This is a genomic window from Neobacillus sp. (assembly GCF_031988165.1).
Lineage (GTDB): Bacteria > Bacillota > Bacilli > Bacillales > Cytobacillaceae > Neobacillus > Neobacillus rhizosphaerae.
The window spans coordinates 107,082-131,323 of the sequence record NZ_DALZYO010000001.1; the positions used below are offsets into that span (position 1 = coordinate 107,082).

The following is a 24,242-nucleotide window of genomic DNA, read 5'->3' on the forward strand; positions in this document are numbered from 1 at the left end:
ATAGGAGAGGAAAAAATTGTGATTAAAGGGAAGGGATGTACATGTCAAAGCTTATTTATATAACGGTCAATCCAAAACCTGATAAGAAACTTTCAAGAGGAATGCAGATCGGGGAAGTATTTTTAGAAGAGTTCAAAAAAGAACAACCGGATGTTGAAATTGAGCACATGCACTTATATGATATGGATATCCCGGAGATCGATATGGACCTATTATACGCTCGGGCAAAATTATCCTTTATGGGTTATACAAAAGAGCAACTATCTGAAGCAGAGCGAACAAAGCTTGAAAAAATGCATGCGCTGGCTGACCGCTTTATCGCTGCTGATTACTATGTATTTGTCACACCAATATGGAATCTTGGAGCACCAGCTATTTTAAAATCCTTTATGGATTGCCTATTTATTGCCGAAAAGACCTTTACGAACACAGAAAGTGGTCCAAAAGGACTTCTTACCGGCAGGAAGGCTATCCATATTCAAACACGTGGCGGCATTTATTCCACTGGTCCAATGGTTGAATTCGAATCCGGTGATCGTTATTTAAGAAAAGCACTTGAGTTTCTTGGCTTTGACCTTTTGGATACTGTTTTTGCAGAAGGAATGGATCATTTTCCAAAAATGGTGCCAGAAATCATGGCAAAGGCGAAAGAAAAAGCAGCAGAAGCAGCAAGAGAAATGGCGAAAGAAATTGTTACTGCATAATATAAAGCGACTCGATCTCTCGGGTCGCTTTTTTCATCTAAATACCACTCCTAATTGCGAAAAATCATTTTAGTTGCAAATTAGAGTCATTGATTTGCAAAAAGCGCACTCTTAATTGCGTTTCAGTTTTTCCCTAACAGCACTCTTTAGAATTTGCCTGTAAATTGGAAAAACAAAACAAGTAATCCTAACGCCCACACATAAATCGCAAATGGTTTTAATGAATGCTTTCTTAAGTAACCAATCATCCACTTCACCGCAATATAGCCAAAAATGGTTGACGAGACGATTCCAACAAGTAGGGCAGATAAGGATATTTCTTCTCCAGCTCCCCCCAATAAATCCTTCGTTTGCAGAACAATCGCTCCCGCAATTGCTGGTGTGGATAACAGAAATGAAAAGTAGGCAGCCGTTTCTCGGTCTAATTTTCGCCATAGGGCAGCTACGATTGTCATCCCTGAACGAGAAATCGCCGGCATAATGGCCACAGCCTGAAACGTACCGATGATCAATGCATCCTTATAGCTAATATCGTCCATTTTCTTAAAGCCATTTTTCACGGAATCGGAGAGCCAGAGGAATAACCCTGTAATTAAAAACTCCCAGCCAATCGTAACCCCCGTCTTCGAAATTTCTTCAATATAATCTTTAAAAGCCAGTCCAAAAATGATCGCAGGGATCGTTCCGACGATTAATAATAAGGTTAATTTACTAAATGGATTTTTGATTATTTTAATAAATTCATCCTTATAAAAAACAAGGACTGCCAACAATGTACCGACATGAAGCATTGTATCTAACAAAAGCCCTGCTTCCTGAAGGCCAAATAAGTTTCTTCCTAAAAAAAGATGTCCTGTACTTGAAATTGGCAAAAATTCCGTTAACCCTTGAATAATACCGAGAATAAGTGCTTCTAATTTTGTTAACATAATTCCCCTCTCATTCCTAAATTACTCATAAGCCTGTACATTAAACATATGCCGAAATTACCTATATCATGAAATTATTCTTTGTTTTAGGATTAATTTACCGGAATGGTCAATGAAAATATCAGTAACAAAACAAAATAAGTGCAAAAGCTCTGTGATCTCCCATAAAATAGAAATATAGTCTTTATGGAAAAGGGGCGGAGCGGCGCAAAAGTTCATCATTATATTTAATTCGAGTGGAAAATATACATTTTTTTACTTTGAATAAGTGAAGTGCAGCTCTGCTCACACCGCCTTTATTGGCAGGGATAGTTCTCTGAATAATCTTCCATAGTTAATGGTGGTGTGGAACGCCATATTAGTTTGTATGGAAAAGGAGCGGAGCGGCGCAAAAGTTCATCATTATATTTAATTCGAGTGGAAAATATACATTTTTTTACTTTGAATAAGTGAAGTGCAGCTCTGCTCACACCGCCTTTATTGGCAGGGAAAGTTCTCTGAATAATCTTCCATAGTTAATGGTGACGTGGAATGCCATATCAGTTTTGAGAGGGGAAACTAGTTTGGAAAATAAACATCTACATTTTAATACTTCCATTGGTGTCAAGAAGCCAGAAAATATTCGTAACAAGGACCAAGCCTGCCCTTTTTGTTTCAGGGAACAGCTTACCGACCTCATCGCAGTGGATGGCCCAATTATTCTTTTGAAAAATAAATATCCAGTTTTGGAGAATGCCTATCAAACGGTATTAATAGAAACGGATGATTGCCATGCTGAATTATCGACTTACACGAAAGCACATTTACATAAATTAATCAGGTTCGGGATTAAGCATTGGCTTGATATGGAGGAAACCGGTGAATATCAATCGGTAATTTTTTTCAAAAATCATGGTCCGTTGTCAGGTGGGACGCTTGCCCATCCGCACATGCAGATTATTGGCTTACATGATATTGATTATAAAGAAAAAGTAAGCCAAGAAATGTTTGAAGGAATGGTAATCGACGAGTCGACAGAGGCTCGATTTACACTTTCGACTAAGCCTCGTGTTGGTTTTTATGAGTTTAATATCGAGATGGGAGATTCAAGTTATCAGGAACTGTTTTCGGAGTATCTGCAAACAGCTGTTCATTATATCCTGAATCATTTTCCATTCAAGGCTACAAGTTATAATGTATTTTTTCATCATATTGATAGGAAGATTTACGCAAAAGTCGTCCCGCGGTTTGTGACGACCCCGTTATATATTGGATACGGTCTTCCACAGGTGCCGAATAACTTGGAATGGATGGCTAGTGAAGTGAAGCGAATTTATTTTAGCTGAAAAAATGTACTTCATTGTTTGTAAATAAAACCATTCACCGTTTATAAGTTGTGATTTGTCCTAATTAAAAATATAATGAAGGAATGTACTAGTTCTTTTTTAAGGTGGAGACTAAAAATTGACTTCAAATAAAAACACAACTTCTAAACTGGATTATAGTCTTGTTCTTATACTACTACTTTTGTTTTTGGCCAGCTGTGCAGCAATTTATAGTGCGCAATCAAGCGGGCAATACGATAGAAACTTTTTAGTTATGCAAATTGCTTGGTATGTCGTCGGCTGCATAATCATTGGCGTTGTTATGACCTTAGATTCTGATCAGTTACGAAAGCTTACCTGGTATGCGTATGGGTTTGGGATTGTTCTTCTTATCCTTTTAATCCTTGCACCGAGTTCGATTGCTCCAAGAATTAATGGCTCAAAAAACTGGTTTCAAATACCTGGGGTAGGTACGATCCAGCCATCCGAGTTTGTCAAAGTATTCATGATATTAGCGCAGGCATGGGTCATTGAAAATCATCATCTCAAAAATGTCGTAAAGACGATTCAGTCTGACTTATGGCTGTTAGTTAAGATGGGAATGGTAACAATGCTTCCGTTATTGCTCATCATCAAGGAGGACTTGGGGACAGGGCTTGTCTTTTTAGCCATTTTAGTAGGGATGATCTTCATTTCGGGTATTACCTGGAAATTACTTGTGCCCATTTTTTCAGTGGGTATTGTTCTTGTTGGTACGATTTTTTATTTTGTTTTATGGAATCCAGCCGTTCTTGAAAAGTATCTCGGGGTGCAGCAATATCAATTCGGCCGGATATATTCATGGCTTGATCCTTATAATTATCAAAGTTCGACCGGCTATCAGTTAACAAAATCTATGCTAGCGATCGGCTCAGGACAGACAAGCGGAAAAGGGCTTGGAAACCGCGAAGTCTATTTACCTGAAAGTCAAACGGATTTTATTTTTAGTGTTGTTGGCGAGGAATATGGTTTTATTGGAGCCAGTGTGTTAATCAGTTTGTTTTTCTTGCTGATTTACCATATCACAAAGGTTGGAATGGAAACGAAGAATAATTTTTATACCTATATATGTGTCGGTGTCATCAGTATGATTACCTTCCACGTTTTTCAAAATATCGGGATGACGATTGGCGTCTTGCCGATAACCGGTATTCCGCTGCCATTTATCAGCTACGGCGGAAGTGCATTAATGGGGAATATGATGGCGCTTGGCCTGATCTTTTCAATCCGCTACCATTATAAAAAATATATGTTTTCGACAACGGCATAAATTTGCAAAAAGAGCGGCTCAGGCTTGCTCTTTTTTTGTTGGTTGGAAAAGGGTTTTGGTGGAAATAAAATGCCGGTTTGGCGGAATTCCGGCTCATATCGGCGGAATCCCTTTATGAATCCACCCGATAAATAAAAACTGACCAAACTAACAACAAGGACCGCCCAACAAATAAAGGCGGTCCCACAACTCTATTCTTATTTTTTCAAAAAGATCTTTTCAATATCATCTAGCATGAGGTTGGCTGCAAGCACGCCACCAGCTGTATTCCAAATTGTATCATTAACCTTGTGGACTTCACCTTTCTTAGCTACCTCAAGGTTCTTGAATAGAGGGTCTGCAATCCATTCCTTTTCCAATTCAGAACTTTTTCCATCCCCTGTTTCGTAGGTGAAATAGAAGAGGATATCACCATCCATGGCAGGAATCCGTTCTTTCGTAACGTTTCTTTCTGCAAAATCATTCACATTTTGACTTTCTGGGCGAGCAAAGCCAAGATCGTTTAAAATGACTCCTGAGAATGTATCCTTATGATAGATACGAACCTCTCCAGCCATAAAACGAACCATAGAAACTTTCATACTTTTTTTGTCGCCAAGTTTTTCTTTGATGTCAGCAATGCGAGATTCATAGGTTTGTAATACTTCATTACCTTTTTCTTCTTTATTAAGGGCTTTTGCATATAATTTGAAGTTTTCTTTCCAGTCACCGCGAAGTGTTTCCGCAAACACTGTCGGTGCAATCGCACTTAATTGGTCATAAATTTTTTCCTGACGCATTTTATTGCCAATAATGAGATCTGGCTTTAGTGCAGCAATGGCTTCCACGTTTACTTCACTTTCGACACCGACTACTTTTACGTCCTTCATTTTATCAGCAATGTGATCATACCATGGGTTTCCAGTGAATGATTGAACGGCACCAACAGGAGTTACACCCATCGCAAGAAGGGCTTCAGTTCCTTCGTTTGTTAAGATAACAACCCTTTTTGGGGTTCCCTTAATCTGAGTGGTGCCCATTGCATGTTCAACTGTGTATGTTTTTTCCTCCGTTGTTTTTTGATTGTTTTTCTTTTCTGTTGTCTTCTCTTCAGCTCCACCGCAAGCAGCCAATAATAAAATGGCCATGACCGAGAAAAGGGATAGTAATGTTTTTACAGCTTTCATGTAGTATGTATCCTCCTTAATAGTTGCAAATGATAATCATTTTCAATGACAGTCTTATCATAAAATGAATGAAAGGAGGATGTCAACTGTTAATTGAAAATGATTTTCATAATCATTGACAATCATTATCAATTAGAGATAGACTAAAATTAAATACTACTAAATAGAAGTTAGAAAGGTTCCATAAGATGCTTTTAAAAAATTCACAATCAAAATGGGTAGGATTGATCGCTGCCATATTGCTAATGGTGCTGCTTATGTGTGTCAGTGTCATTTTTGGCTACACCGACACAAGTTGGCGAACCGCTATCGATTCCTTTACAAATAATAATGGCTCAAACGAACATATTATTATTCAAACTGTTAGACTACCAAGAGCGTTAATTGCTTTAGCAGTTGGGGCAAGCCTGGCGATAGCTGGAACTCTCATGCAAACATTAACGAAAAACCCGCTTGCATCGCCTGGAATCTTTGGTATTAATGCCGGGGCAGGATTTGCCGTGGTTGCGGCAGTTACACTATTTTCGGTGAATGATTTGCAAGCCTTCAATGGTCTGGCCTTCTTAGGGGCAGCAGTAGCGGCTATCAGCGTTTATGCCATCGGTTCCTTTGGAAGAGAAGGGTTAACCCCGATGAAGCTGACATTAGCTGGTGCAGCCATGGCGGCGATGTTTTCTTCTTTTACCCAAGGATTACTTGTTGTAAATGAAGCGGCACTAGAGCAGGTTTTGTTTTGGCTCGCCGGATCTGTCCAAGGACGAAAATTGGAGACACTGCAAAATGTTTTACCTTACATAGGTATAGGCTGGATTGGCTCCATTCTTATCGCGGGAAAAATGAATATCCTTTCCATGGGGGAAGATGTAGCAAAAGGACTTGGCTTAAACACTGGCCTAGTAAAAATCACTGTCGGTGTACTTGTGATTTTATTAGCTGGTGGTTCTGTAGCAGTCGCCGGGCCGATTGGCTTTGTTGGCATCGTTGTTCCCCACATTACAAGATCAATCATTGGGATTGATCATCGCTGGGTCATTCCGTTATCCGGTGTCTTAGGTGCAATCCTGCTCCTTGCAGCAGACATCGGTGCAAGATATATTTTAATGCCATCAGAGGTACCTGTCGGGGTTATGACGGCCATCATTGGCACTCCATTCTTTATCTACATCGCGAGAAGGGGGTTCAATGGACGATGAATAAATATAAAAATTTCCGTCTTTTTAATGGAAAAATGTCCTTTTTAATCGATCGAAAAGCAATATTAACCTTTATCATTCTTCTTCTCATTACATTTATCGTTTTTGTGGTTAGCACAGGGACCGGAGAAATGAAAATTAACCCCTTTACTGTTATAAAGGTGTTTTTCGGCGGTGGTCCAGAAATGGAATCACTCATCATTAAATCGTTTCGATTGCCAAGAATCATTGTCGCCTTAATGGTCGGCATTTCTTTAGCCGTTGCAGGTGGGATTTTACAGGGGATGATTCGCAATCCGCTCGCCTCACCAGATGTCCTCGGGATTACCGGGGGTGCAGCAGTAGCCGTTGTTGCTTTTTTAGCTTTATTTAGTGATAAAAATAACGCCTTAACCGTCAGCATTGCATGGCTACCGCTAGCCGCTTTTGTAGGGGCTGGTGTTGTCGCCTTTTTAGTTTATTTCCTTGCTTGGAAAAATGGTGTGTCTCCGATAAGGCTCGTTTTAATCGGAATTGGCATTTCAACGTTGATGCAGGCCTTAACGACCTTAATGATGATTATGGGGCCGATTTATCAGGCAAGCCAGGCGAATATTTGGATTACTGGGACCGTGTACGGCTCTAATTGGAAAAATGTTGCCACATTGGTGCCATGGACCGTTATTTTCCTAATTATTGCTTTGATTGCGGCAAGAACGATTAATATTCAAGAGCTTGGTGATGAGGTTGCCACTGGTTTAGGTGGAAAGGTCCAAAAACAACGGTTGCTTTTATTAATGATCAGCACTGCCTTGATTGGAAGCTCGGTCGCTTTTGCAGGGGGGATAGGTTTCGTCGGATTAATGGCGCCGCATATGGCGAGAAGGTTAGTCGGCTCCTCGTTTGGAGCACTTCTTCCTACATCGGCCTTACTTGGCGGAATCCTAGTCATGGTTGCTGATTTAATTGGTCGGACGATGTTTTCACCGTTAGAAGTACCTGCCGGAGTATTTACTGCCGGAATCGGTGCACCATACTTTATTTACTTACTTTTCAAAACAAGAAATGCATAAATGGAAAAGCGGAAGCGCCTTGCCCAGGCGCTGTAGCTAGAAAAGGAGCTGGCAAGATGATGAATGCGATTGAAACGAAGAATTTATCCCTTTCCTATGGGGAATCGCTCATTATAAATGAGTTAGATTTGAAAATTCCAAAAGGTGAGATTAGCGTTTTTATTGGCGGAAATGGCTGCGGAAAATCAACGCTTCTTCGTTCGATCGCTCGTCTCCTGAAGCCAAAGTCCGGGAGTGTTTTACTTGAAGGAAAAGCGATTGCCAAGCTTTCGACAAAGGAAATCGCAAAAAAGATGGCGATTTTGCCGCAATCACCAACCGCACCAGAAGGTTTAACCGTTCTCCAGCTTGTTAAGCAAGGACGGTATCCTCATCAATCATGGTTAAAACAATGGTCAGAGGAAGATGAGAAAAAGGTAAATGATGCCCTTAAGGCAACTCGGTTGGAGGAATTAAAAGAAAGAACAGTTGATTCCCTTTCAGGAGGACAAAGACAGCGTGCCTGGATTGCGATGACCTTGGCACAGGATACTGATATAATTCTCCTCGATGAGCCAACCACTTACTTAGATATGACCCATCAAATTGATATTCTCGATTTGCTCTTTGAATTAAATGAAAAAAAGAAGAGAACGGTTGTCATGGTGCTCCACGATCTTAACCTTGCCTGCCGCTATGCTCATAATGTGGTTGCGATAAAAGACCAGAAGGTGTATGCCCAAGGAAAACCCGAGCACGTCATCAACTGCAGCCTCGTCAAAAATGTATTTGGCATGGATTGTGAGGTAATAATGGATCCTTTATTTGGGACACCACTGTGCATTCCATATGGAAAGGGCAGATGTATTTTAGATAAGGCGGTAGCGATGAATGGCTAACAAGATGACGGAACAAGAACTCCTTCAATTGAAAAAATATCGGTTAAATAGCCGTTTGGAACATTCATTTAGTGCCGCTGAGCTATTGGATGAATCATCCCTTAAAGGCTTCCTTCAAGATTTAGCTCTAGCAATTGGTGCTCCTTCTGAGAAAATAGCGGCATCGATTTTTATCAAAAGGTATGCCTTTTTCGCGGTGATGTCCCTTTATACGATGACCGTTTGGGATAAAAAAATCAATCTATCGTTAGATAATGTAAAAATAGAACCCGCAGAACAAGGAAAGAATTGGCTTCCTTCCATTTCTCTAACGGATTTAACTGTAGTGGATTGGGATGGGAAGGATCGACCTGAATGGCGGAAAAGTATTTTCATCGACCTTTTTGCCAATAACATTTATCCGATAATCACAAGGCTAGAAAAAACAGTCGGTATTTCAAGGTTAATCCTATGGGAAAATATCGCTGTTTATTTATTCTGGCTGTATGAAACTGAATTAAATGATATCGAAAATGATTACGTTGCTAGTGACTTTCATTATTTAATTTTTGAAGCCGAGGGACAAGTATTTGGCCGTTACAACGGGAATCCACTGCAAAAATACTATGGTGGAAAGACGCATGTGGAAGAAAGGGATGCGGAGATAAGAATAAGAAAAACTTGTTGCTTTTCTTATCAGTTACCAGCAGGCAAGCGCTGTAAAACCTGCCCATGTACCCATTTAACCAAGGATGGAAGGTGTCAGGATGGAGAAAATATTTGCGGCACAAAATCCCAAAAAGAATCTAGTCTAATATAGAGTTAACAAAGCACGAAATGATTCACAAAACCGGAGGAATCCTGAAATCCTCCGGTTTTTCCCATTATTGTAGTGTTCCGCCGTTTGGAAATTGGTTTGTATACCCTTGGTACTGCTGATATGCTTGCTGCAGCTTTTGCTGTTCGGCAGCCTCAAACGAGTACCAGCCTTTTTTAAACATCAGATCAAAGAGATCACGTTGGCATTGCTGCGTCTCCGTGAAAATTTGCATGATGTCTTGATAGAGCCCTTGGTGGCTAGCTTCGTGCAACGCCATGCTATAAGAGGTGGTCATATATTTTTCGGTTGTCAGCAAATCATTAATGAAATCGCGCTCGTTCATTTGTGGTGTCTTGGGTACCTGGGTTTCAGGGTTTTGAATCTTCTGTTGGTTTTGGTTCATCGTTACAGTTCCTCCTTCATTGTCTTGCTCCAGCGTCAAGGCGCTTCCGCTTTCCACTTTTATTGCATATTATTCAAGGGCTGCTGTTGGTTCGCATGCTGTTCTAAGTGATGAAGCAGCTGCTGGTAATGACGCTGATGCATTTGACCGCATTTTTCTGCTTCTGACTTCAACTCGGGATCTTGACACTGTTGGGAAAAGAAGTGTGCTTTCTTGGAAGACAATAAATTCCAGGACATCATGTCAGTTAAATAAAGTGAATCCTTTGTTGAAATCACACCTGGTGGCTGCTGCATTTTCATTTGTTGATTTTGCATATTCATATTTTGTTGCTGCATAATTACCCTCCTGTTTTAAGTGAACTATTTACGATTATATGGTTTCACAATAAGGCATTTTTATACAACCATAAAAGACAGGCTGAAATGCTCAGCCTGTAGTCACTACCTCTTTTTGAATTGATTATTCTGGCTGTTTTGTTTGTCATCCTCGGCCGCTTCATATCCTGGGCCGGCATTGCCCTTCACACTAGCGGCACTTACACCTGCTTTTGAAGGATTCTTTTTCGTTCTCGCCATCGTTATCACCTCAAGTAATAGGATACCCAGCACAGAAATTTAAATAGCAAAAAATAAATGTTCAAAAAAATTTCAATTTTCCGCGTTTATCGATTGCACAAATTTTCAAAATATTTTATAGTAAATAGTAGCAGAACTCATTCAAATGTGAATTTTTTTTTAACAAAAAAATGAATGATGATTCATTCAAAGTATTGAAGGGGGAGACAATGTTGAACCAATTAATTAAAAAAGCAGCGGTACTGGGATCCGGAGTAATGGGCTCAGGAATTGCTGCCCATCTAGCAAACATCGGTATTCCAACATTATTATTGGATATTGTGCCACGTGAATTAACGAAAGAAGAAGATGCTAAAGGACTGACATTAGCAGATAAACAGGTACGCAATCGTATCAGTGCTGCAAACATTCAAAAATTATTGAAGCAAAAGCCGGCACCACTGGCAGTTAAAAAAAATATTACGCTAATTGAAGCAGGAAATCTTGAAGATGATTTAATCCAGCTGAAAGATGTTGATTGGGTCATCGAAGTGGTTGTAGAAAACCTCAACGTTAAAAGACAAGTTTTTGAAAAAGTCGATCAATACCGCAAGCCTGGCAGTATTATCAGCTCCAACACCTCTGGAATTTCAGTAGAAGCGATGGTAGAAGGACGTTCAGATGATTTTAAAAAACACTTCCTGGGAACCCACTTCTTTAACCCGCCACGCTATCTGAAATTGCTAGAAGTGATTCCGACTCAATACACTGCTCCGGAAGTCCTCTCTTTTATGAAAACCTTTGGTGAGGATATTTTAGGAAAAGGCGTTGTTCAGGCAAAGGACACACCAAACTTTATTGCTAACCGAATTGGCACATATGGCCTCCTCGTAACTGTTCAAGAAATGCTAAAGGGCGGCTTTAGCGTTGGTGAAGTTGATTCGATCACGGGTCCATTAATTGGTCGGGCTAAAAGCGCCACCTTCCGCACACTTGATGTCGTAGGGTTGGATACATTTTATCACGTTGCCAATAATGTTTATGAAAAAGTCGAAGGCAAGGAAAAAGAAGTTTTCCAAGTACCGGATTTTATGAGGAAAATGCTTGATAATGGCTGGCTTGGAAGTAAATCAGGACAAGGATTCTTTTTGAAAAAAGGCAAAGAGATTCTTGAACTTGATCCGACGACATTAGAATATGGTCCGCGCAAAAAGCTGTCAACCCCTGCCGTCGAGCTTAGCAAGCAGGAAAAAGGCACAGCGAACAAATTGAAAGCGCTTGTATACGCGAGTGATCGTGCCGGGCAATTTTTATGGACTACTTTATCGGCCTCTCTTGTCTACTCTGCACAGCTGTTAGGAGAAATTGCTGACGATATTGTCGCGATTGACCGCGCAATGAAATGGGGCTTTGGCTGGGATATGGGTCCATTTGAAGCATGGGATGCCATCGGCATTGAAAAATCCGTGCAAAAGATCAAAGAAGCTGGCGGTGAAGTTCCAGCTTGGGTAACTGAAATGCTTGAAAAAGGCGCTACCTCTTTCTATAAGGAAGAAAACGGCGAACTTTTCTACTATGATAACGGTGAATATAAACAAGTTGAGTTCAACCCAAAGGTTATTGATCTTAAAAAAATTAAAAAACAAAAAGGTGTTATTAAAAAGAACAGTGGGGCAAGCTTAATTGATTTAGGCGATGGGGTCGCGCTTTTGGAATTCCATTCTCCTAATAATGCGATTGGCGTCGATATTGTGCAAATGATTAATTTTGCGGTCGATGAAGTCGAGAAAAAATTTAAAGGTCTTGTCATTGGAAACCAAGGGAAAAACTTCTGTGTGGGTGCAAACTTGGCGATGATGCTGATGGCCGTTCAAGATGATGATATTTATGAGCTTGATATGCTTGTCCGTCAGCTCCATAGTGCTCTGTTGAAAGTGAAATATAGCTCTAAGCCCGTAGTTGCAGCCCCATTTGGGATGACTCTTGGGGGCGGTGCAGAGGTTTGTCTTCCAGCGGCACACATTCAAGCATCAGCAGAAACCTACATGGGTCTTGTTGAAGTGGGAGTGGGCTTACTTCCTGGCGGCGGCGGGAACAAAGAGCTTTATATGAAGCACTTAGAAAATCTTCCAAATGGAGTTCAATTTGACCTCCAAAATGTTGCCAATAAAGTGTTTGAATCAATTGCAACAGCAAAAGTATCTACATCTGCTGAAGAGGCACGCGAGAATAATTTCATAGACAATGCCGATGGAATCAGTATCAATGGCGACCATCTACTCTATGATGCCAAACAAGCTGTGCTTGCCTTACATGAAACAGGCTATAAGCCAAGAGTACGCAAAAAGGTTCCAGTGGTTGGTGAAACTGGATATGCGACATTACTGCTTGGTGCTGAAGCAATGCGTCTATCTGGATATATCTCTGAGCATGATTTAAAAATTGCCAAGAAAATTGCTAATGTTATTTCCGGCGGCAAAGTGCCATTTGGAACTGAAGTAGATGAGCAATATTTATTAGATTTAGAAAGAGAAGCCTTTCTAAGTCTGATCGGAGAACCAAAAACACAGCAGCGGATGCAGCATATGCTTGTAAAAGGCAAACCGCTAAGAAACTAAATAAATAGATTGGTAGGGGCTATTAAGTCCTTGGGATTGTAATAGATTTTAATAGAAAAGCGGAAGCGTCCCTGGGCGCTAGAGCCAGACAATTTGAAAGAAAGTGAGGGAACGAAATGAGAGAAGCGGTAATCGTAGCCGGTGCAAGAACCCCGGTTGGTAAGGCAAAGAAAGGAACGCTTGCCCATGTTCGTCCTGATGATTTGGGAGCATTGGTGGTAAAAGAAACATTAAAGCGTGCCGGAAATTATGAAGGAAATATTGATGATTTAATCATTGGTTGTGCGATGCCGGAAGCAGAACAAGGAAATAATATGGCCCGTAATATTGGAGCATTGGCAGGACTCCCTTACACCGTCCCTGCCATTACAGTGAACCGTTTCTGTTCCTCTGGATTACAGGCAATTGCGTATGCGGCACAATCGATCATGCTGGGCCACACAGATACAGCTATCGCTGGTGGTGCCGAATCGATGAGTATGATTCCGATGATGGGGCATGTCGTTCGTCCAAATATTAAACTAGCTGAAACAGCACCGCAATATTATATGGGAATGGGCCATACAGCTGAACAAGTAGCGATGAAATATGGCATTTCACGTGAGGATCAAGACTCTTTTGCAGTAAGAAGTCATCAGCGTGCCGCTAAGGCGATTAAAGAAGGCAAATTTGTTGATGAAATTGTTCCAGTTGATGTGACAATCCGTTCGATTGGAAATGACAATAAACTTGTTGAAAAAACGATTCAATTTTCGCAGGATGAAGGCGTTCGACCTGATACAAACCTGCAAACATTAGCGAAGCTCCGCCCGGCTTTCTCGGTGTCAGGCACCGTAACGGCTGGCAATGCTTCACAAACAAGTGATGGGGCGGCCGCTTTGATGGTGATGGACCGCGAAAAGGCAGAATCACTCGGTCTTAAGCCCTTAGCAAAATTCAGATCGTTTGCTGTTGGCGGTGTACCACCGGAAATTATGGGTGTCGGCCCAGTTGTCGCGATTCCAAAAGCCGTAAAGCTTGCTGGTCTTGAACTATCAGATATTAACCTATTCGAATTGAATGAAGCATTTGCTTCTCAATCGCTTCAAGTTATTCGCGAACTTGGACTAAATGAAGAAATTGTCAACGTAAATGGTGGTGCAATTGCCCTTGGTCACCCGCTTGGCTGTACCGGTGCAAAGTTAACATTGAGCCTTATACATGAATTGCAGCGCAGAAATGAGCAATTTGGTGTTGTAACGATGTGTATCGGCGGTGGAATGGGTGCTGCAGGCGTATTTGAATTACTTTAATTAATATCAATATCCAGGTGGCAGAATTTTAACCCCCTTAAGCAAGTAAAAAAAGATTAGGAGGAAATTTCCATGACAAACGAAACAAAAAAGTTCATTAAAGGCGGAAGCTTTTTAATCGAAGATATTTCTTATCAAGATATGTTAACACCTGAAGATTTTACCGAAGAGCATTTAATGATTGCCAAGACAGCTGAAGACTTCGTTGAAAAAGAAGTTCTTCCACAGCTCGAACATATAGAAAACCACGAATTTGGTCGTACCGTAAAGCTTCTTAAAAAAGCGGGTGAGCTTGGACTTTTAGCAGCTGATGTACCTGAAGAATTCGAAGGTTTAGCCTTAGATAAAATCACTTCCTCGCTGCTTACTGAAAAAATGTCAAAGGCTGGCGGTTTCTCGCTTTCTCACGGTGCTCATGTTGGTATCGGTTCCCTGCCAATTGTTTTATTCGGTAATGATGAGCAAAAGAAAAAGTATTTGCCTGCACTGGCCTCAGGTGAAATGCTTGCTGCATATGCATTAACAGAGCCTGGCTCAGGTTCCGATGCCCTTGGCGCGAGAACGACAGCAAAATTAAATGCAGAAGGTACACATTATATCCTAAACGGTGAAAAGCAATGGATCACGAATGCCGGTTTTGCTGATGTATTTGTTGTATATGCAAAGGTAGATGGCGAGCACTTTACAGCCTTCATCGTGGAAAGAGAGTTCCCAGGTGTATCAACTGGTGCTGAAGAAAAGAAAATGGGGATTAAGAGTTCTTCCACACGCACGCTCATTTTAGAGGATGTTCCTGTTCCAGTAGGTAACCTATTAGGTGAATTTGGTCGCGGGCACGTAATTGCTTTCAACATCTTAAACATTGGGCGTTATAAATTAGCAGTCGGCGCTGTCGGCGGTTCCAAGGCCGCTTTTGAAATGACCGTTAAATATGCAAATGGACGTCAACAATTTAAGACACCAATTTCTCAATTCAATTTAACAAAAGAAAAATTTGGAACGGTGGCTTCAAAAATTTATGCGGCAGAAAGCTCCGTATATCGTACGGTTGGTTTGTATGAAGAGAACCAAGGTAAGCTTTCGGCTGAAGAACAAAAAGACATTAAATTAGTAGCTAATTCCATTGCTGAATACGCCATCGAGTGTTCCGTCAATAAATTCTTCGCCAGTGAAGTATTAGATTACGTGGTCGACGAAGGCGTCCAAATTCACGGCGGCTACGGATTTATGCAGGAATATCCAATTGAAAGAGCCTACCGCGACTCTCGTATTAATCGGATCTTTGAAGGGACGAACGAAATCAACCGTCTCTTGGTTCCAGGTACCTTCTTGAAAAAAGCGTTCAAAGGCGAGCTTCCATTGTTCCAAAAAGCAATGGCGCTTCAAGAGGAATTAATGATGTTAATGCCAGAAGAGCCTGGTGATGAGCCGTTAGCACAAGAAAAACATCTTCTGAAAAATGCGAAAAAAATTGGTTTATTAGCGGCTGGATTAGCAGCACAAAAATATGGCAAAGCACTTGAAAAAGAGCAAGAGGTCCTTGCTAACATAGCAGATATCGCCTCTAATGTATACGCAATGGAATCCGTTGTATTACGTACAGAAAAGGCGATGGTAAAAGAAGGCTTAGAAAAGAGCAAACAAAAGCTTCTTTACACGCAAATCTTCTGTCAGGAAGCCTTCAATAAACTTGAACAGGATGCAAAAGAAACATTAGTCGCGGTTGAACAAGGGGATACCCTCCGGATGATGTTGTCTTCACTTCGCAAATTTACGCGCCACACACCAATCAATGTGATTGCAAAAAAACGCGAAGCAGCGGATGTAATAATCGAAGCCGAACGTTATATCGTTTAATGAAATAGAAGTCCCTTCTTTATGGAGGGGACTTCTATTATTTTTGTAAAATAATTATCGTATGGATGCAGGATTTTTACGAAATTAGTCGAATTTATTTTGTGAAAGCGTATTATTTTTTGCGCTAGAAAAAAATTATGGTAATATTCAAGTGATACAATTAACGTTATTGATTTAATGGTAGGGGCGGTGAAACGGATGTCTCTGACATTTTACTGGTATCCGAAATGTGGAACATGTCGAAATGCGAAGAAATGGCTGGATGCTCATCATCTTTCCTATGAGGAAGTACATATTGTTGATAATCCCCCATTGCGTGCTGAATTGCTGGGGTTCTATCAAAAAAGCAGTCTGGATTTGAAGAAGTTTTTTAATACAAGTGGTTTAAAATACCGCGAATTAGGGATAAAGGATAAAATGAAGTCTGCTTCTGAGGATGAACTGCTTGATTTACTTGCATCTGACGGCATGTTAATCAAAAGGCCGATTTTAACTGATGGAGAACAGGTCACAGTGGGCTTTAAAGCGGAAGAGTACGAGAAAATCTGGCTGTGAGTCGGATTTTTAACTCATTTACTAGCGGAAATCGAATTATTTCGATGATAGATTTTAGAAAAAAACAATGGAGGGATTTTAGCTAATGAGTACACCAAAAGAATTACGTTATTCTGAAGAACATGAATGGGTAAAGGTTGAAGGAGAAAGAGTGCGCGTCGGTATCACTGATTTTGCACAGCACGAATTAGGCGATATCGTTTTCGTTGAGCTTCCAGAAGTGGGCGATGAAATATCTGCTGATGAACCATTTGGCAGTGTGGAATCTGTTAAAACAGTTTCTGAGCTTTATGCACCAGTCAGTGGCAAGGTTGTAGAAGTGAACGAGGATTTAGGCGACAGCCCTGAATTTGTTAACGAATCACCATATGAAAAGGCTTGGATGATTGTGGTTGAACTTTCCGATAGCAGTGAGTTAGACAAGCTAATGACTGCAGAACAATATGAAGAAATGACTAAGGAAGACTAATAATCATAGGAAAGCACCTGAAGAAGGTGCTTTTTCTCTTATATTTCCACTATTTCTTCTGCTAAAATTGGGAAATCTATAATAAAATGTAAAGAAGGTCACGAGTGTACATCAATGAGCAAATACCTATTTTTAACATAACAATAATGATATAGTTAACATACTAAGAAGAATGCACACGTAATCAATATTTTAGAATATGTTAACATAAACAACTTCTATTACAGGTGATGGATATGAATGATTCGTATGTTGACAAAGTTCTTATTGTTGAAGGAAAGTCAGATAAAAATAAGGTAAAAATAGTAGTGAAGGAACCAGTAGAAATCATTTGTACAAATGGAACCATCAGTATGACAAAATTAGATGAATGGATTGACTTCCTCGAAGACAAGGATATCTATATTCTTGTTGATGCAGATAAAGCGGGCGAGAAGCTTCGCAAGCAATTTAAGAGAGAATTTCCACAAGCTGAACATATATATATTGATCGAATGTATCGAGAGGTTGCTACCGCTCCCTTGCACCACTTGGCGACCGTTCTATTGGGAGCTAATATTGATGTGCATACAGAGTATTTAGAAATGGGATAGTTGTCTTATGAATGAATGGAATCAACGTGAATTTTCTGCCTTCCTTGATAAGAAAGGAACTGGACTGATTTATTTTTATACCCCATTATGCGGTACTTGTCAGCTAGCTTCGAAAATGCTTTTAGTGATTGCTGAGCTGGTAGTCGTGGAAATGGGTAAAATGAACTTAAATTTCCATCCGGAGCTTGCAAAAGATTTGGCGATTGAAAGTGTACCATGCCTACTGTTTGTGCAAGATGGCAGTGTGAAAGAAACGCTTTACGCTTTTCATTCAGTGCCGTTCTTGCTGGAAAAAATAAAAGAATATTTGAATTAAACAGGTGCTTTATGGCATCTGTTTTTTTTGTCGATAGGAAAGTATAACTTTCTATCAGGCATAAGCCTCTGTTCATAGAAATCCGACATAGTTCTGAGGAAAGCTTGGAAAAACTCTACCAAAGCGAATTAATTGTCGAGCAATAATGAAAGGATTCTACTCCCCGCTGCTGAATATAATTAGGTAAATGAAAGTTGACCGGAGTGGTGGATATGATTGAAACCGTTAAAACCTTTCTCGAAAATATCAAAGAGCAGGGGCACGTTCAGCAATTATTATTCCAAGGAGACTTACGAGTGACACTAAATTGTCAGCAGCAAGCCGTTCATTTAGTGATAAAAAATGGCGGGATTTTTATCCTCCAGGGGTCAGAGGAATCGCAGACGAAATATGAAATCAGTGGAAATTTAACCGCAATGGAACAGCTGCTAGCAGGGAAGGAAAGGTTAAGGGTTCTTGAGAAGAATGGACAGTTAAAGGTGTCGGCGCCGTTACGGGTCAAGTTATTGCTCGAATCGATTTTCTTTTTAACAAAGACAGAGAAACCTGAGCTTGCAAAAATAATTTAATCAAAGGTATTGACTCGGAATTAATCTTCCTGTAATGTATTATTTAAATATTCTATCAATAAAAACAATTAAATAAAGCATTCTTATCTAGAGTGGCGGAGGGACTGGCCCTTTGAAGCCCGGCAACCGGTTAATAACACGGTGCTAAATCCAGCAGAGTAATTTTACTCTGGGAGATAAGGAGAGAGACCCCCTCTTCTTATGAAGCGGGGGTTTTGTTTATTACATTGTTAAAAGGAGCGAGAGGAATGGGAGAAAATCAAAAGAAGTATCGTTTTGAAACATTGAGTGTTCATGGTGGGTTGTCTCCAGATCCGGTGACAGGTGCTCGTGCTGTTCCTATTTATCAAAACAATGCCTATCAATTTAAAAACACTGAGCATGCGGCTAACTTATTTGGATTAAAAGAACCTGGTTATATATACACTCGGATACACAATCCAACCACCACTGTTTTTGAAGAAAGAGTTGCTCTATTGGAAGGCGGCGTCGGAGCACTCGCGGTTGCAAGCGGCATGGCTGCGATTACGCTAGCGATATTAAACCTTGCCGAAGCAGGCGATGAAATTGTTTCCGCCGCGAATCTCTATGGTGGAACGTATAATTTGCTTGCTATTACTCTTCCAAAGTATGGAATTAAAGTGAAATTTGTCGATGCGGACAATCCTGAGAATTTCCGCACGGCGATCACAGAAAAGACAAAAGCGGTCTTTGCTGAAACAATCGGTAATCCCAGCTTACGCGTTCTTGATATAGAAAAAGTAGCGAATATTGCCCATGAGGCCGGGGTTCCGTTAATTATTGACAATACCTTTGCTACACCATATCTTTGCAGACCAATTGAGCACGGGGCAGACATTGTCATTCACTCGGCGACAAAATGGCTCTTAGGTAATGGCACAACAACAGGCGGGGTCATTGTCGATGGCGGGAAATTTGATTGGAATTCACCGAAGTTCCCTGGCTTCACGACTCCAGATGCAAGCTACCATGATCTTGTTTATGCCGAGGCTCTAGGTGCAGTCGCATATATTATCAAAGCACGTGTTCAGTTACTACGTGACTTAGGGCCAGCTTTAAGTCCACAAAATTCGTTCCAGTTTGTACTTGGACTTGAAACCCTTCATGTTCGAATGAAGGAGCATGTGGCCAATACAGGAAAGGTTGTGGAATATTTAGTAAATCATCCTGCCGTTGAGTGGGTTTCCTATCCAGGGCATTCATCCCATCCTGATTATGAATTATCCAAAAAGTATTTACCGAAAGGCGCAGGCTCGATGGTTATTTTTGGTATTAAGGGTGGGAAAGAAGCAGGTGCTAAACTGATTGATTCGATTACACTATGGGCTCACGTGGCTAACGTTGGGGATGCAAAAAGTTTAATCATTCACCCGGCAAGTACAACCCATCAGCAATTAGATGCGGAAGGTCTCAAATCGGCAGGAGTATCTGAGGATTTAATTCGCCTGTCCATCGGCATTGAGAATGTCGAAGATTTAATTGAAGATCTCGAATCAGCCATTGAGGCAGCAACCGGTTTGGCTTCATTGAAAGCAAATGCCTAAAATTACCTAATTTAATTTTTCCCAAAATGAAGAAGTTTACGTTGACACCACTTTTTATCCGTGATACGATAATTTTCATAATATAATTACTTAAACATTTTAACGTGTTAATTGAATATAGAATGCTGTTAACTCTTATCAAGAGAGGTGGAGGGATGTGCCCGATGAAGCCCGGCAACCGTCAATATTTATATTGAAATGGTGCCAATTCACACAAAGCGATTGCTTTGGGAGATGGGAGAAAGGATTATTTTCATGATGCCTTTCTGCCTGTGCAGAGAGGCTTTTTATTTTTTAAAAATAGAATCTTTTCGATAAAACAGTCAAAGTCTATATTTACAAGATATGTACCAACAGAATCTTTCAGAATTTTAGGTAAATCGGATAAGAAGCAGGTGATTTAGGTGATTTCAATAAAGAATGTCCGCAAAATTTTTCCTTCCAAACAGGGTGAGTTAAAAGCTGTTGATGATGTGAACCTTGAAGTACAAGCAGGAGAAATTTTCGGAGTAATTGGTTACAGTGGTGCTGGAAAAAGCACCTTGATTCGCATGTTGAATGGACTGGAGCTGCCAACGGAGGGAAGTGTCACCGTGGCTGGACGGGTTATTTCGAAGATTAAGGGAGCTGAGCTTCGGAAGGCACGTCAAGAAATCAGCATGATATTCCAGCATTTTAACTTGCTGTGGTCAAGGACAGTTAGCGAAAATATTGCGTTCCCCTTAGAGATTGCTGGTGTAAACGGAACGCAAAGAAAGAACAGGGTCGCTGAGCTCATTAAACTAGTTGGTCTTGAAGGCAGAGAAAATGCCTATCCATCCCAGCTAAGCGGCGGGCAAAAACAGCGGGTTGGGATTGCTAGGGCACTAGCTAATAATCCAAAAGTATTGCTTTGTGATGAAGCGACCTCAGCACTCGATCCGCAAACGACAGATTCCATTTTGGAATTGTTAGTTGATATCAATAAGCGACTCGGGTTAACGATTGTCTTGATCACACATGAAATGCATGTTATTCGTAAAATCTGCCACCGGGTGGCAGTGATGGAAAGTGGTCGAGTAGTTGAGCTTGGTTCCGTGTTAGATGTATTTAAAAATCCACAGGAGCCAATTACAAAAAGGTTTGTCCAACAGGTAACAGAACCGGAAGAAACGAAAGAAACAATCAAACATTTACTCGAACTTTATCCGTCTGGCCAAGTGGTTCAGCTCTCTTTCATTGGAGAAGCAGCAGAACAGCCATTAATCACAAACATCATCAAGGATTTCAATGTTGTTGTAAATATTCTTCAAGGGAAAATATCACACACGCAAAACGGATCTTACGGAACATTATTTATCCATTTGGATGGGCAATCTAGCGAAATACAGAAAGCCATCGATTATATTCACTCACAGCAAGTAGGCGTGGAGGTGATCAGTAATGGCTAACTTTATGGAAATGGTCAATTGGGAACAATTATTAGAAGCAACACGTGAAACTATTTATATGACTTCCATTTCCGTGTTTGCAACCTTTATTTTAGGATTATTCCTTGGTCTACTTTTGTTTTTAACAGATAAAGGTAATATCTGGGCTAATCGGCCTGTTAATGTTATTATTGCAGGCTTTGTGAATATTTTCAGATCCATCCCTTTTATTATATTAATCGTTTTATTAATTCCTTTTACAAAATTATTGCTTGGGACAATGCTCGGTGCAAATGCGGCGCTACCAGCCCTAATTATTGGAGCAGCTCCTTTTTATGCACGAATGGTAGAAATAGCCCTTAGGGAAATCGATAAAGGTGTTATTGAGGCATCGCAATCGATGGGTGCAACACATTTTCATATCATTTTTAAAGTATTAATACCGGAATCTTTGCCGGCATTAATTTCAGGGGTTACCGTCACCGCCATTTCTCTAGTCAGCTTTACAGCAATGGCCGGAGTCATTGGGGCTGGCGGGCTTGGACATTTTGCCTACCTTGAAGGTTTTCAACGCAATCGACCTATTGTCACCTTAGTTGCAACGATTGCGATTTTAATTTTAGTTTTTATCATCCAATTTGTTGGAGATTATTTTACAAAGAAAACAGATAAACGATAACAGGAGGGGTTAATTAATGAAAAAGGTATTTAGTTTGATTGTAATTGCGCTATTAGCATTTGCTCTAACAGCGTGCGGCGGTGCTAAAAACGATACGGCAGGAAAAGATGGTAACAAGAAATTAGTTGTTGGTGCATCTTCTGTACCGCATGCGGAAGTGCTAGAGGCGGCAAAACCTTTATTAAAGAAAAAAGGCATTGATCTAGAAGTAAAAGTTTTTCAAGATTATATCCTACCAAACGTAGCGTTAAGGGATAAAGAACTCGATGCAAATTATTTTCAAACACCAGGGTATTTAGAACTGCAAATGAAAGAAAATAAGGATTTTGATTTTGTGAGTGTTGGTGAAATTCATAAGGAACCAATCGGAATTTATTCTAAAAAATATAAAAGTTTAAAAGACCTTCCAAAAGGTGCAAAAATTATTATGAGTGATTCACTAAGTGACCATGGACGTATTTTACCTATTTTTGAAAAAGAAGGTTTAATTAAGCTTAAAAAAGGTGTTGGCGCGAATGCGAGAGTTGAGGATATTGTCGAAAATCCAAAAAACCTTGATTTCTCAACATTAATTGAAGCAAAATTATTAGCATCTTCCTTCGACAGCGGTGAAGGTGATGCGGTTGTCATTAATACGAACTACGCATTAGAAGGCGGTATTGACATCGGAAAATATGGTATTGCATTTGAAGGCAGTGATGTTGTACCGGCAAACCTTGTTGTCGTTCGTTCTAAGGACAAAGACAAAGATACTATCAAAGCACTTGTCGAAGTTCTTCATTCAAAAGAAATCCAAGACTTCATTCTTGAAAAATACAAAGGAGCCGTTGTGCCGGTTTCTAAGTAATATATAAATAGGAAGAAAGACATAAGCCAGTGAATAATTCACTGGCTTTTCCTCTTTCAATTGAGGCAGGTGACTACATACATGAATCCTGCTAATTGGGTGAAAATAGAATGGGTTTAACAATGTAATTCAGTTGGAAATATCCGAAAAATGAGGTATGATTTTTATCGGATGTATTTCACATAATATTATTATTAGAATTTTCTCTAAAAAAATACTCTCATTCTCATTTACAGTTTGGTTAATGAAAATAGCAACACTGTTTTTACTGTTTTAGAGTTGCTAATACATTTCATTTGTTATAAGATTGGAATGAGAATAAAATGAGAATAGAAATGGAGACCAAAGCGGTCTACAGGATACAAAACTTTCTTTTCGGAGGTATAGATATGGCTGGATCAACTTTAACGATCAAAGATTTACATGTAGAAATTGATGGAAAAGAAATTTTAAAAGGTGTAAACCTTGAAATAAAGGGTGGGGAAATCCACGCAATCATGGGTCCAAATGGTACTGGTAAATCAACTTTATCCTCAGCAATCATGGGACACCCAAAATATGAAGTAACTAGTGGAAACATTACGTTAGACGGACAAAATGTTCTTGAAATGGAAGTAGATGAGCGCGCTCGTGCAGGTCTATTCTTAGCGATGCAATATCCAAGTGAAATTAACGGCGTAACGAATGCTGATTTTTTACGTTCAGCCATCAATAGCCGCCTTGGCGAAGGAAATGAGATTTCCCTAATGAAATTTATCCGTCAAATGGACAAACAAATGGAATTTCTAGAAATGGATCTAGATATGGCACAACGCTATTTAAACGAAGGTTTCTCAGGCGGGGAGAAAAAACGCAATGAAATTTTGCAATTAATGATGTTACAACCAAAAATTGCAATCTTGGATGAAATCGACTCCGGATTAGACATCGATGCCCTCAAGGTTGTTTCAAAGGGAATCAATGAAATGCGCGGCGAAGAGTTTGGCTGCCTAGTGATCACCCACTATCAACGTCTTTTAAACTATATCACTCCTGACTATGTGCACGTTATGATGCAAGGTCGTATTGTGAAATCAGGCGGACCAGAACTGGCACAACGCTTAGAAGCAGAAGGATATGACTGGATCAAGCAAGAGCTCGGAATTGAAGATGAAACAGTTGGGCAAGAAGCGTAAGAGA

General features: G+C 40.2%; 25 protein-coding genes and 2 riboswitches. Of the genes, 20 read left to right on the plus strand and 5 right to left on the minus strand.

Features of this window, described 5'->3' with window-relative positions:
• Window positions 1–41: 41 nt before the first annotated feature.
• Window positions 42–704, plus strand: coding sequence for an FMN-dependent NADH-azoreductase (locus RTR43_RS00530; protein WP_312468902.1), 663 nt, complete (start codon window positions 42–44; stop codon window positions 702–704).
• 146 nt (window positions 705–850) lie between these two features.
• Here the strand turns inward: RTR43_RS00530 and RTR43_RS00535 are convergent, their stop codons facing one another.
• Entirely contained in the window at window positions 851–1,633 is a 783-nt protein-coding gene (locus RTR43_RS00535) for an undecaprenyl-diphosphate phosphatase (protein ID WP_312468903.1), read from the minus strand.
• A 563-nt stretch (window positions 1,634–2,196) separates the two neighbouring features.
• Here RTR43_RS00535 and RTR43_RS00540 point away from each other — a divergent pair.
• Window positions 2,197–2,958 (plus strand): DUF4931 domain-containing protein, encoded by a 762-nt coding sequence (locus tag RTR43_RS00540; protein WP_312468905.1) that lies wholly within the window; start codon window positions 2,197–2,199, stop codon window positions 2,956–2,958.
• A 118-nt stretch (window positions 2,959–3,076) separates the two neighbouring features.
• Window positions 3,077–4,246 carry an FtsW/RodA/SpoVE family cell cycle protein gene (locus RTR43_RS00545; RefSeq protein WP_312468907.1) on the plus strand — a complete coding sequence of 390 codons (1,170 nt, stop codon included), beginning with the start codon at window positions 3,077–3,079 and terminating at the stop codon, window positions 4,244–4,246.
• A 197-nt stretch (window positions 4,247–4,443) separates the two neighbouring features.
• On the opposite strand, the gene RTR43_RS00550 is transcribed toward RTR43_RS00545, so the two are convergent.
• Complete coding sequence (locus RTR43_RS00550) at window positions 4,444–5,412, minus strand: ABC transporter substrate-binding protein (protein ID WP_312468908.1); 969 nt, start codon at window positions 5,410–5,412, stop codon at window positions 4,444–4,446.
• A gap of 188 nt (window positions 5,413–5,600) precedes the next feature.
• Between RTR43_RS00550 and RTR43_RS00555 the strand changes: the two genes are divergently transcribed.
• The 4 genes from RTR43_RS00555 to fhuF are packed head-to-tail and all read left to right on the plus strand — an operon-like array spanning window position 5,601 to window position 9,334.
• Window positions 5,601–6,605, plus strand: coding sequence for a FecCD family ABC transporter permease (locus RTR43_RS00555; RefSeq protein ID WP_312468911.1), 1,005 nt, complete (start codon window positions 5,601–5,603; stop codon window positions 6,603–6,605).
• A complete protein-coding gene (locus RTR43_RS00560) occupies window positions 6,602–7,657 on the plus strand; it encodes a FecCD family ABC transporter permease (RefSeq protein WP_312468913.1) in 1,056 nt (351 codons plus the stop codon). Before RTR43_RS00555 ends, RTR43_RS00560 begins: the two co-directional genes overlap by 4 nt.
• A 59-nt stretch (window positions 7,658–7,716) precedes the next feature.
• Window positions 7,717–8,535 (plus strand): ABC transporter ATP-binding protein, encoded by an 819-nt coding sequence (locus RTR43_RS00565; RefSeq protein WP_312469108.1) that lies wholly within the window; start codon window positions 7,717–7,719, stop codon window positions 8,533–8,535.
• Window positions 8,528–9,334, plus strand: a complete 807-nt coding sequence (fhuF, locus tag RTR43_RS00570; protein ID WP_312468914.1) for a siderophore-iron reductase FhuF — start codon at window positions 8,528–8,530, stop codon at window positions 9,332–9,334. Before RTR43_RS00565 ends, fhuF begins: the two co-directional genes overlap by 8 nt.
• 64 nt (window positions 9,335–9,398) lie before the next feature.
• Here fhuF and RTR43_RS00575 read toward each other — a convergent pair whose 3' ends face one another.
• The 3 genes from RTR43_RS00575 to RTR43_RS00585 form a co-directional block, all read right to left on the minus strand.
• On the minus strand, window positions 9,399–9,737 hold the full coding sequence (locus RTR43_RS00575) for a spore coat protein (RefSeq protein WP_312468916.1): 339 nt from the start codon (window positions 9,735–9,737) through the stop codon (window positions 9,399–9,401).
• A 59-nt stretch (window positions 9,738–9,796) separates the two neighbouring features.
• A complete protein-coding gene (locus tag RTR43_RS00580; RefSeq protein WP_312468918.1) occupies window positions 9,797–10,075 on the minus strand; it encodes a hypothetical protein in 279 nt (92 codons plus the stop codon).
• 105 nt (window positions 10,076–10,180) lie between these two features.
• On the minus strand, window positions 10,181–10,315 hold the full coding sequence (locus tag RTR43_RS00585; RefSeq protein WP_312468919.1) for a YuzL family protein: 135 nt from the start codon (window positions 10,313–10,315) through the stop codon (window positions 10,181–10,183).
• A gap of 209 nt (window positions 10,316–10,524) precedes the next feature.
• On the opposite strand from RTR43_RS00585, the gene RTR43_RS00590 reads away from it, so the two are divergent.
• From RTR43_RS00590 to sufC, 13 genes are all read left to right on the plus strand, one after another.
• Window positions 10,525–12,912, plus strand: a complete 2,388-nt coding sequence (locus RTR43_RS00590) for a 3-hydroxyacyl-CoA dehydrogenase/enoyl-CoA hydratase family protein (RefSeq protein ID WP_396954502.1) — start codon at window positions 10,525–10,527, stop codon at window positions 12,910–12,912.
• Between the two features lie 116 nt (window positions 12,913–13,028).
• Window positions 13,029–14,204: an acetyl-CoA C-acetyltransferase gene (locus RTR43_RS00595; protein ID WP_312468920.1), complete on the plus strand. Its 1,176-nt coding sequence runs from the start codon at window positions 13,029–13,031 to the stop codon at window positions 14,202–14,204.
• Window positions 14,205–14,276: 72 nt separating this feature from the next.
• On the plus strand, window positions 14,277–16,061 hold the full coding sequence (locus tag RTR43_RS00600; RefSeq protein ID WP_312468921.1) for an acyl-CoA dehydrogenase family protein: 1,785 nt from the start codon (window positions 14,277–14,279) through the stop codon (window positions 16,059–16,061).
• A 198-nt stretch (window positions 16,062–16,259) separates the two neighbouring features.
• The gene (locus tag RTR43_RS00605; RefSeq protein WP_312468923.1) at window positions 16,260–16,616 is read left to right on the plus strand and encodes an arsenate reductase family protein; all 357 of its coding nucleotides are present in this window, start codon (window positions 16,260–16,262) and stop codon (window positions 16,614–16,616) included.
• Window positions 16,617–16,701: 85 nt separating this feature from the next.
• Window positions 16,702–17,085 carry a glycine cleavage system protein GcvH gene (gcvH, locus tag RTR43_RS00610; protein WP_312468925.1) on the plus strand — a complete coding sequence of 128 codons (384 nt, stop codon included), beginning with the start codon at window positions 16,702–16,704 and terminating at the stop codon, window positions 17,083–17,085.
• A gap of 236 nt (window positions 17,086–17,321) precedes the next feature.
• Window positions 17,322–17,678, plus strand: a complete 357-nt coding sequence (locus RTR43_RS00615; protein ID WP_248734743.1) for a toprim domain-containing protein — start codon at window positions 17,322–17,324, stop codon at window positions 17,676–17,678.
• A 7-nt stretch (window positions 17,679–17,685) separates the two neighbouring features.
• Entirely contained in the window at window positions 17,686–17,994 is a 309-nt protein-coding gene (locus tag RTR43_RS00620; RefSeq protein WP_248734742.1) for a thioredoxin family protein, read from the plus strand.
• A 212-nt stretch (window positions 17,995–18,206) separates the two neighbouring features.
• Window positions 18,207–18,563 carry an SCP2 sterol-binding domain-containing protein gene (locus RTR43_RS00625; protein WP_312468931.1) on the plus strand — a complete coding sequence of 119 codons (357 nt, stop codon included), beginning with the start codon at window positions 18,207–18,209 and terminating at the stop codon, window positions 18,561–18,563.
• Between the two features lie 80 nt (window positions 18,564–18,643).
• Window positions 18,644–18,746, plus strand: a riboswitch (SAM riboswitch).
• 65 nt (window positions 18,747–18,811) lie between these two features.
• Window positions 18,812–20,128 carry an O-acetylhomoserine aminocarboxypropyltransferase/cysteine synthase family protein gene (locus RTR43_RS00630; RefSeq protein ID WP_312468933.1) on the plus strand — a complete coding sequence of 439 codons (1,317 nt, stop codon included), beginning with the start codon at window positions 18,812–18,814 and terminating at the stop codon, window positions 20,126–20,128.
• Between the two features lie 132 nt (window positions 20,129–20,260).
• A riboswitch (SAM riboswitch) is annotated at window positions 20,261–20,369 on the plus strand.
• 163 nt (window positions 20,370–20,532) lie between these two features.
• On the plus strand, window positions 20,533–21,558 hold the full coding sequence (locus RTR43_RS00635) for a methionine ABC transporter ATP-binding protein (protein ID WP_312468934.1): 1,026 nt from the start codon (window positions 20,533–20,535) through the stop codon (window positions 21,556–21,558).
• A complete protein-coding gene (locus tag RTR43_RS00640) occupies window positions 21,551–22,216 on the plus strand; it encodes a methionine ABC transporter permease (protein ID WP_312468935.1) in 666 nt (221 codons plus the stop codon). The genes RTR43_RS00635 and RTR43_RS00640 overlap by 8 nt, the downstream gene beginning before the upstream one ends.
• 16 nt (window positions 22,217–22,232) lie before the next feature.
• On the plus strand, window positions 22,233–23,063 hold the full coding sequence (locus tag RTR43_RS00645) for a MetQ/NlpA family ABC transporter substrate-binding protein (RefSeq protein WP_312468936.1): 831 nt from the start codon (window positions 22,233–22,235) through the stop codon (window positions 23,061–23,063).
• A 389-nt stretch (window positions 23,064–23,452) separates the two neighbouring features.
• Window positions 23,453–24,238, plus strand: a complete 786-nt coding sequence (gene sufC / locus RTR43_RS00650; protein WP_248734736.1) for a Fe-S cluster assembly ATPase SufC — start codon at window positions 23,453–23,455, stop codon at window positions 24,236–24,238.
• The last annotated feature ends 4 nt before the right edge of the window (window positions 24,239–24,242 follow it).

Bases quoted from the DNA above. Each gene is read 5' to 3' on its own strand.
- RTR43_RS00530 (WP_312468902.1), top strand. From the start codon at position 42: ATGTCAAAGCTTATTTATATAACGGTCAATCCAAAACCTGATAAGAAA.
- RTR43_RS00535 (WP_312468903.1), bottom strand. From the start codon at position 1,633: ATGTTAACAAAATTAGAAGCACTTATTCTCGGTATTATTCAAGGGTTA.
- RTR43_RS00550 (WP_312468908.1), bottom strand. From the start codon at position 5,412: ATGAAAGCTGTAAAAACATTACTATCCCTTTTCTCGGTCATGGCCATT.
- RTR43_RS00555 (WP_312468911.1), top strand. From the start codon at position 5,601: ATGCTTTTAAAAAATTCACAATCAAAATGGGTAGGATTGATCGCTGCC.
- RTR43_RS00560 (WP_312468913.1), top strand. From the start codon at position 6,602: ATGAATAAATATAAAAATTTCCGTCTTTTTAATGGAAAAATGTCCTTT.
- RTR43_RS00565 (WP_312469108.1), top strand. From the start codon at position 7,717: ATGAATGCGATTGAAACGAAGAATTTATCCCTTTCCTATGGGGAATCG.
- fhuF (WP_312468914.1), top strand. From the start codon at position 8,528: ATGGCTAACAAGATGACGGAACAAGAACTCCTTCAATTGAAAAAATAT.
- RTR43_RS00575 (WP_312468916.1), bottom strand. From the start codon at position 9,737: ATGAACCAAAACCAACAGAAGATTCAAAACCCTGAAACCCAGGTACCC.
- RTR43_RS00580 (WP_312468918.1), bottom strand. From the start codon at position 10,075: ATGCAGCAACAAAATATGAATATGCAAAATCAACAAATGAAAATGCAG.
- RTR43_RS00585 (WP_312468919.1), bottom strand. From the start codon at position 10,315: ATGGCGAGAACGAAAAAGAATCCTTCAAAAGCAGGTGTAAGTGCCGCT.
- RTR43_RS00590 (WP_396954502.1), top strand. From the start codon at position 10,525: ATGTTGAACCAATTAATTAAAAAAGCAGCGGTACTGGGATCCGGAGTA.
- RTR43_RS00595 (WP_312468920.1), top strand. From the start codon at position 13,029: ATGAGAGAAGCGGTAATCGTAGCCGGTGCAAGAACCCCGGTTGGTAAG.
- RTR43_RS00600 (WP_312468921.1), top strand. From the start codon at position 14,277: ATGACAAACGAAACAAAAAAGTTCATTAAAGGCGGAAGCTTTTTAATC.
- RTR43_RS00605 (WP_312468923.1), top strand. From the start codon at position 16,260: ATGTCTCTGACATTTTACTGGTATCCGAAATGTGGAACATGTCGAAAT.
- gcvH (WP_312468925.1), top strand. From the start codon at position 16,702: ATGAGTACACCAAAAGAATTACGTTATTCTGAAGAACATGAATGGGTA.
- RTR43_RS00615 (WP_248734743.1), top strand. From the start codon at position 17,322: ATGAATGATTCGTATGTTGACAAAGTTCTTATTGTTGAAGGAAAGTCA.
- RTR43_RS00620 (WP_248734742.1), top strand. From the start codon at position 17,686: ATGAATGAATGGAATCAACGTGAATTTTCTGCCTTCCTTGATAAGAAA.
- RTR43_RS00625 (WP_312468931.1), top strand. From the start codon at position 18,207: ATGATTGAAACCGTTAAAACCTTTCTCGAAAATATCAAAGAGCAGGGG.
- RTR43_RS00630 (WP_312468933.1), top strand. From the start codon at position 18,812: ATGGGAGAAAATCAAAAGAAGTATCGTTTTGAAACATTGAGTGTTCAT.
- RTR43_RS00640 (WP_312468935.1), top strand. From the start codon at position 21,551: ATGGCTAACTTTATGGAAATGGTCAATTGGGAACAATTATTAGAAGCA.
- RTR43_RS00645 (WP_312468936.1), top strand. From the start codon at position 22,233: ATGAAAAAGGTATTTAGTTTGATTGTAATTGCGCTATTAGCATTTGCT.
- sufC (WP_248734736.1), top strand. From the start codon at position 23,453: ATGGCTGGATCAACTTTAACGATCAAAGATTTACATGTAGAAATTGAT.